General features: G+C 41.5%; 1 protein-coding gene. It reads right to left on the bottom strand.

The features are described from left to right. Window positions 1-49: 49 nt before the first annotated feature. Window positions 50-601, bottom strand: a complete 552-nt coding sequence (gene ampD / locus R7Z47_RS24955; RefSeq protein ID WP_101945852.1) for a 1,6-anhydro-N-acetylmuramyl-L-alanine amidase AmpD — start codon at window positions 599-601, stop codon at window positions 50-52. Window positions 602-696: the final 95 nt, after the last annotated feature.

Consider the following 696-nt stretch of genomic DNA (forward strand, 5'->3'; position numbering starts at 1 on the left):
CGTATGCCTTATTTATTTCCGTTTTTTGAATTTACAGTTTTGCTACAAATCAACGTTGAACCAGCTGCCTATATTTAACCCAATCAAAGCTTAGACCAGGATCGCTTTTTCTCAAGGGAGCAATGTATTGATGGCCGGTAATTCGTGGCAAGGTAATTTGAGGATATTGATGCATGATGGCTTGAGTTAATCGAGCAAGTGATTGATATTGCTCTTCTGTATACGCCACAAATTCTGTTCCCTCTAGCTCAATGCCAATGGAGTAATCATTGCAACGGTCTCTCCCGGCAAAGCTTGATTGCCCCGCATGCCATGCTCTATCAAGAAATGAAACGAACTGAACAATCTCACCGTCGCGCTTAATTAAACAATGCGCTGAAACGCCCATTTTGTGAATTACCTCAAAAAATGGGTGCGCGTTAGGATCAAGATTACCGCTGAAAAAATCTTCAATATACGGCCCACCAAACTGACCAGGTGGCAAACTGATGTTATGAACAACTAATAGAGAGATATCGTGTTCGCTGTTGCGTGCATCAAAAAATGGTGATGGAACATGCTTTGCGTGAGTCAACCATCCATTATCGATAATTGGGAGCATATCAACCTCTATAGTTTGCAAATTAACTGCTGAAATTATTGACACCGGAGAGTATCATTCGATGCCATCTCCCTTTCAAGACTAGATTTGCGATG

Source organism: Vibrio sp. 1641, from assembly GCF_033339995.1.
In the GTDB taxonomy this organism is placed as follows: Bacteria; Pseudomonadota; Gammaproteobacteria; order Enterobacterales; family Vibrionaceae; genus Vibrio; species Vibrio alginolyticus.